Origin of the sequence: Protofrankia sp. Cr1 (assembly GCF_963555865.1) — a bacterium.
Taxonomy (GTDB): domain Bacteria; phylum Actinomycetota; class Actinomycetes; order Frankiales; family Frankiaceae; genus Protofrankia.
In genome coordinates, this window is the sequence record NZ_CAUVXO010000331.1 from 1 (window position 1) to 5671 (window position 5671).

Below are 5671 nucleotides of genomic sequence, written 5' to 3' on the forward strand. Positions count from 1 at the left end.
CGGTCGGCTACGGCCAACGGGGTTGCTGTACTTCCGTGCTGTACTCCTGACGACGCACCGACGCACCGACGCACCGACGCACCGAGCGGGAGGCTGAGACGACGCGCCCGGCGAGCATGGCGCGTCAGCGGCACGCGCAGTCCGGAGCGCAGCGGCCCGGCCGGGTCCTGCACGGCGCGTCGCGTATGGCACGGTGAGCACCGGTGAAGATCTCTTCACAGATCCCGGGCTGAGCTGATCTCCTCCGTCGGTCGGGCAGGCTTGCCCCTACCCCGGGTTCTCCCGGCCGGGCAAGGGCCGGCGTCTACTCGAGTCCGATCTTCACTGTCGGCCCTTGCGTGGTCGGGAGGTTCCGGGGTAGCCCTCGGGTGCCCGGTCGGCGAAGGAGACCAGCGGACTCGCACCCATCCCGCCAACCGTAACCGAACGGGTGTTCCCCTCTCCTCCAGAGAGAGGGCCGGGGTTCGGGGCGGAGCCCCGTTGTTCTTGGCGGCCCGTCAGGGTCGCTCTTGAACAAGTAGGGAAAGTTGGCACGGCCTCGAATCGAAGATCTGTAACCGAATGAAGCCGTCCAACTACTGTTGCTCGACGGGAGTTGTCGGCCACCGTGCCGACGGATCCCGATCAAGTTTGGAAACGATCTCGACACGATCCGATGGGATAACGCACACGGTCGCTTCGACGGGGCGCCTCGTCCGCGCTGAGGTGCCGACCCGCGTCAGATCCAGTACCACCGCTGTGACATCGACCTCTTCGACGCCGCATGGTCGGCGATCAGCCACCGATACGTCACCGTCCTGACGCTCGCCGGGCGCAACCGACGACCTTCGTTCGGATCCCTTGCACGTCCGTGCAAGAGTCACCCCGCGCGGTTCTTGTAAGTGCCCTCATGTGTGGGCATGCTCTTCGAAAGGGCCGTCCCCACGCCCGTGGGGACGATCCGGAAGCCGACTGCCCAGGGGAGGCGAGGAGGGACGTGACACAACCCGACGCTTGGCCGTACCCAGAGCCGCACGAGTGGGTGGATGAGCCCGACCCCGCCACCCGCCAGGCGATCGACGAGGCGCGCGAGGACATCGCGGCCGGGCGGTTCATCCGCTGCAACGACGAAAACGAGTTCGACGCGCTTCTTGCCTCGCTGTCCGCGGAGCCGTACCCACAGGCCAGCTGAACAGCCCGGCCGCGGGTGGTTCGCAGTTATCCCCGACACGCCCGCGGAGATGGGCATTGTCAGCATCCGCACCTATCGTGTGCGGCATGCCGACCTTTGACCCCGCCGCACGGTTTCTGGCGGAGTACGCGCGTCTCAGCTCCGCAGAGCAGGCCGCGTTCATCCGGGCGCGTCGGCTGTTCTGCGACGGGCTGAGGTCGGGCTCGTTTCACCCGAAGCTGCGCGTGAAGGGCTTCAAGTCCGAGCCTGGTGTGTACGAGATGACGTGGGCGCGCAACGGCCGGGCGCTGTGGGAGTACGGCGAGCCGATCCCGGGCAAACCCGGCCCGCACATCATCTGGTTGCGGATCGGCACCCACGACATCTTCGAGCGGTAGGGGTGCTGCGCGACCTGACCGCGAACGCAACAAAAAGGCCCGACCGGACGCATCCTGGTCGGGCCTTTGCATGGTCTGCAGACGTTCGGGCTCACATCTCGGTCGCCATGTCGTCAACGTCGTAGTCCCAGCTGAGGACTTTCTTGGGGGGAAGCACGTACTCGCCGTACTCGATCAGTAGATCTGGGTCGTTGGTCGACCAGTGCAGGTACGTACCCGCCAGGATGGGCGAGCCGATCGGTAGTTGCAGATATCCGGCCTCTCGGGCGTCAGCTGCCCGCGCCTCGACGTAGTCCCGGCAGTGCCGCATCGGTCCGACCATCTCCTCGATCCGCCGGCCGATTGTCGCCGCCTGCGCCGGGTCGGTGGACAGCAACTCGGGGACAGAGTCCGCGAGGTCGGCAGGGAACCAGGACACCGACAGCGCTGACCGAACGTCATCGTCGGTCGTAACCCAGCCGCGAACGTGCGGCGCGCCTTCCGTCGGGTGGCTGCTGCGGCCGGCCTGGTCGCGAAGGACTGGACGCCTCGGGAGCTTCGGCACAGCTTCGTGTCCCTGCTTTCCGACGACGGCATGCCCCTGGAACGCATCTCCCGGCTGGTCGGCCACAGCGGGACGACCGTAACGGAAGCTGTGTACCGCAAGCAGATTCGCCCGGTAGTGGAGGACGGTGCCACCGCGATGGACCGTATCTTCCCCGCCACCCCACCGGGAGGTCAGTCACCCAGCTAGTCACCCACCGATTGCGAAAGGCCATCCTCAACGAGGAAGGATGGCCCCTGAGCTGGTCGGGGTGGCGGGATTCGAACCCACGACCTCTTCGTCCCGAACGCGGTTTGTCCGGGTCCGCGACCTGCACGTTCCGTGATCGTCGCTGGTCAGAGGTGCCGTCATGGGTCATCCTGTGCAACGGCGTGATGTCGTCGACTCAGGCGTCCGCTGACTTTTCGCTGACTCCGGGCGGACCTGACCCGTACCTTCCGCAGGCTCGGCGGTCCCGCGCTCCCCCGGCGCGGCGCCTCCTCGATCCGCCAGGCGGGACCGGTGGGAGCGGGCTACTCCGCACCGGCCCCTTGACCAGACCCATCCCGCAGAAGGGGCCTGACCCATGACCATCGTTGCAGCAGCGCACGGTGACTACGAAGTAGAGGTACCTCTCGGCACGACCGCGGACGAACTGATCCGCACGCTCGCGGCCATCCCGGCGAGCGCCATCCTGTTGGAGCACTTCGGAGATGTCGACCTGGTGGCCGTCTTCCACCTCGACCCGAAGCGACCCGAGCCGCGCACCTGACCGAAACGTTGATCCATACCTCGTGCTTGCTGATCTCCTCCGTCGCTCGGGCAGGCCACGCCCTACCCCGGGTTCTCCCGGCCGTGCAAGGGGCGCCATCCCCCCTCGCCGCTGTTCGCCGTACGCCCCTTGCACGGTTGGGGGGTTCCGGGGTAGCCCTCCGGGTGCACGCGCGGCGGAGAAGATCAGCGGACTGGCGCATTCCCACCCCCCTCCGGAGCGAGGGCCGGGATCCGGGGCGGAGCCCCGCTCTACTCCACGAAGGTCCGTCAGTACCGCCGGACGCGATCGGGGAATTGTGAGTCACGTTTGTGATGTTCGTAGAGGTTCGCCGGCTTTCATCAGCTCAGGTCGACGGGCCTCCATCGTGCGTGGCCGTCCGCCGACGTCCGCTTACGTTGCTGTCAACGGTTGCTGTCAGCCCCCGCCCGGCGGACGACGTCGCGGGGGTCTACGGACCTGGTGGAGACTGGATGCCCTGGCCCCGATGTGAGCAACGGGACCTCGATCCTCTAGGATATGGATCATAGCTCTGACCTGCGGTGTTGCACTACCGCCGGACCGCTGCAGAACGAGCCTCGGATCGACCCCGGAAACCGCCTGTGACCTGCGAGTTTATCTTCGGGTTCGTGATCATCCCTGGAGGGATTGAAACGACATCTCCGCGTACATCGCGGCGGGCATCTCGTGTTCGTGATCATCCCTGGAGGGATTGAAACACCACAAACACATTCCGGACGATCCCTGTCATGCCATGTTCGTGATCATCCCTGGAGGGATTGAAACTGCTGCGGCGTAGCGCTGGCAGGTGGGGCAGCGCGTTCGTGATCATCCCTGGAGGGATTGAAACATCCGCCGTAAGACGACCAAGCGCGTTGGGGAGACGTTCGTGATCATCCCTGGAGGGATTGAAACAAGTAGAGAGTGGGAAGGACATTGACCGCAGCGGGCGGTTCGTGATCATCCCTGGAGGGATTGAAACACGGCTATGACCGCGCCGCCCCCACACGGTTCCCGGTTCGTGATCATCCCTGGAGGGATTGAAACAACGCGAGCTGGTCGTAGTAGCCGCGGTAGCTGTGGTTCGTGATCATCCCTGGAGGGATTGAAACTCATAATCACCATCCCAAAAACCGGCGCCCTCCCCGGTTCGTGATCATCCCTGGAGGGATTGAAACGTCCGGGGGTTCCCTTGCGCCGGCCGCCGGACATCTTGTCAGCGATCATCCCTGGAGGGATTGAAACGCGAAAAACTATGCCGCGGTCACCTGGGCCTATTGTCAGTGATCATCCATGGGGGGATTGAAACCTGTAAGCAACCTGAGGCTGTCTCCCGGCAGCCCGCTGGCGTGCCCCCTGCTCGTTTTTCGTCTGTCTCTGGCCTGCCGGCGATGGTCTCCGTTGGTCGCGGGACTACGAATCCTGGAACGCGGTCGGGTGTTTGGTGAACTGGACCGCGGAACAGGACCAGCATCGCGAATCCGTGCCGCTCGGTACGGCATGGATTCGCCTATCCGGCGGCGGTCAGCCCGACCGGAATGCCCACGGGTTCCGGTGCGTCTGGCATACTTACCATTCCTGATCTGGGTTATGCGCGGTGGCGGGTCAGCGACGCGTCCGGCGAGCATGGCGCGCCAGCGCCACGCGCAGCCGTCGCGCGGCGCGGCCCGTGCCGCGCCCTTGATCTAAAACCGAGGAATTCGGCAGTGTGCCGGACATATGCCCGGTGATGCCTGAGTGGTCGAACGTGAAGACCTGCTCACGCCGATCGTGTGGTCATGCCTCGGCGGGCACGGTCGATCAGAGCGTCTGTGCGGGCTGCCCGGTTGGGAAGCCGGTCAAGAACGGTTTGGGTCTGGTCGATGGCATCTTGCAGCGCAGGGACATCACGGGCGGGGAACGGCTCGGGAATGTGGCTGAGCGGCGCGGCAACGATGCCGTTGGCGCCGGCGGTGAGGCTAGTGGCGATGTGTCGGGCTGTGCCGTCCCACAGAGTGAACGTCGGGCCGGTGGCTACTCGAAGTGTCGCGAGATCCTCCGGGCTGACCTTGGACACCTTCGCGCCGCGGGGAAGACAGCCGTTGGCGGTGGCGACGCGGGCCAGTTCCGGGCTGAGCGTGTGGCCGCTGAATTCGGGGTGGCTGAACACGTAGCTCGTGTTCGGCAGGGCGGCGAGGAAACGGCGGGCCTGATCGAGGGTGTGCAGGTCTCGCAGGACGACCATGGGTGTGATCCCGCGGCGCTCGGCCTCGGCGACGTCCGCCGGTGACCAGCAACAGGCGGTGATCCGCTCTGGGTTGATCACAGCCGTCCAGATGTCGATGGTGGCGGCTCGTTCAGCGGTGGTCGCGGTGTGGCCGTTGGTGGTGGTGCCGGACAGGATGAACAGGTCAGCCCAGGTGGCGGCGGCGCGCCGGGCGTACCGCTCGGTGTCGAGGGTGCTGATGGTCCCGTCGATGGTGTGGAACGTGAGCGCGGGTATGACGAGCTGGACGCTCACGCGATCGGGTCCCGAAGCGGTGGGGCGCCGGCGGACTCGCCGGTCAGCGCCTGGTGGATCAGACCGGCGGTCGCGGGCGGTGTCCGCCAGTCGGTGCGCAAGACCATGGTGAACGTGTCGGGTTCGGCTGTGGCTAGGTCTGCCTGCGTCTCGTCCCAGACTTGAAGTCGTTCGTTGCGATCGCTGCTGCCGCGTTCGCGGAGACGGGCACGGGTGACCTCGCGTGGGCACCACAGGAGAACGGTCAGCCATCGTGCGGGGTAGCCGGTCCGGAGGGCGCGGATACCGGCGACCTGGCCCAGGTGCACGACCGGGACCTGTCCCACAG

The 5671-nt window shown here is 66.0% G+C and carries 5 protein-coding genes, 2 pseudogenes and 1 CRISPR repeat array; of the genes and pseudogenes, 4 read left to right on the plus strand and 3 right to left on the minus strand.

All coding sequences use genetic code 11. The features are described 5' to 3' along the window. Window positions 1-976 precede the first annotated feature (976 nt). Window positions 977-1171 carry a hypothetical protein gene (locus U9980_RS20500; protein ID WP_322769403.1) on the plus strand — a complete coding sequence of 65 codons (195 nt, stop codon included), beginning with the start codon at window positions 977-979 and terminating at the stop codon, window positions 1169-1171. 86 nt (window positions 1172-1257) lie between these two features. Then, the gene (locus U9980_RS20505) at window positions 1258-1548 is read left to right on the plus strand and encodes a hypothetical protein (RefSeq protein WP_322751361.1); all 291 of its coding nucleotides are present in this window, start codon (window positions 1258-1260) and stop codon (window positions 1546-1548) included. 91 nt (window positions 1549-1639) lie between these two features. Here the strand turns inward: U9980_RS20505 and U9980_RS20510 are convergent, their stop codons facing one another. Next, on the minus strand, window positions 1640-2092 hold the full coding sequence (locus U9980_RS20510) for a UTRA domain-containing protein (RefSeq protein ID WP_322769404.1): 453 nt from the start codon (window positions 2090-2092) through the stop codon (window positions 1640-1642). On the opposite strand from U9980_RS20510, the pseudogene U9980_RS20515 reads away from it, so the two are divergent. Beyond that, window positions 2006-2281, plus strand: a pseudogene (locus tag U9980_RS20515) (tyrosine-type recombinase/integrase); the annotation flags it as partial. The gene U9980_RS20510 and the pseudogene U9980_RS20515 sit on opposite strands and share 87 nt — an antisense overlap. Window positions 2282-2657: 376 nt before the next feature. After that, window positions 2658-2843: a hypothetical protein gene (locus tag U9980_RS20520; protein ID WP_322769406.1), complete on the plus strand. Its 186-nt coding sequence runs from the start codon at window positions 2658-2660 to the stop codon at window positions 2841-2843. A gap of 625 nt (window positions 2844-3468) precedes the next feature. Next, a CRISPR array of direct repeats spans window positions 3469-4152; the repeat unit is 30 nt; unit sequence GTTCGTGATCATCCCTGGAGGGATTGAAAC. Window positions 4153-4602: 450 nt separating this feature from the next. On the opposite strand, the gene U9980_RS20525 is transcribed toward U9980_RS20520, so the two are convergent. Both U9980_RS20525 and U9980_RS20530 read right to left on the minus strand, forming a co-directional pair. After that, window positions 4603-5343, minus strand: a complete 741-nt coding sequence (locus U9980_RS20525) for a hypothetical protein (RefSeq protein WP_322769407.1) — start codon at window positions 5341-5343, stop codon at window positions 4603-4605. Further along, a pseudogene (locus tag U9980_RS20530) lies at window positions 5340-5671 on the minus strand (guanylate kinase); the annotation flags it as partial. The gene U9980_RS20525 and the pseudogene U9980_RS20530, both read right to left, overlap by 4 nt.

What these genes read in the sequence shown, in the direction of transcription:
- U9980_RS20505 (WP_322751361.1), top strand. Translation starts at nt 1,258, where the DNA reads ATGCCGACCTTTGACCCCGCCGCACGGTTTCTGGCGGAGTACGCGCGT.
- U9980_RS20520 (WP_322769406.1), top strand. Translation starts at nt 2,658, where the DNA reads ATGACCATCGTTGCAGCAGCGCACGGTGACTACGAAGTAGAGGTACCT.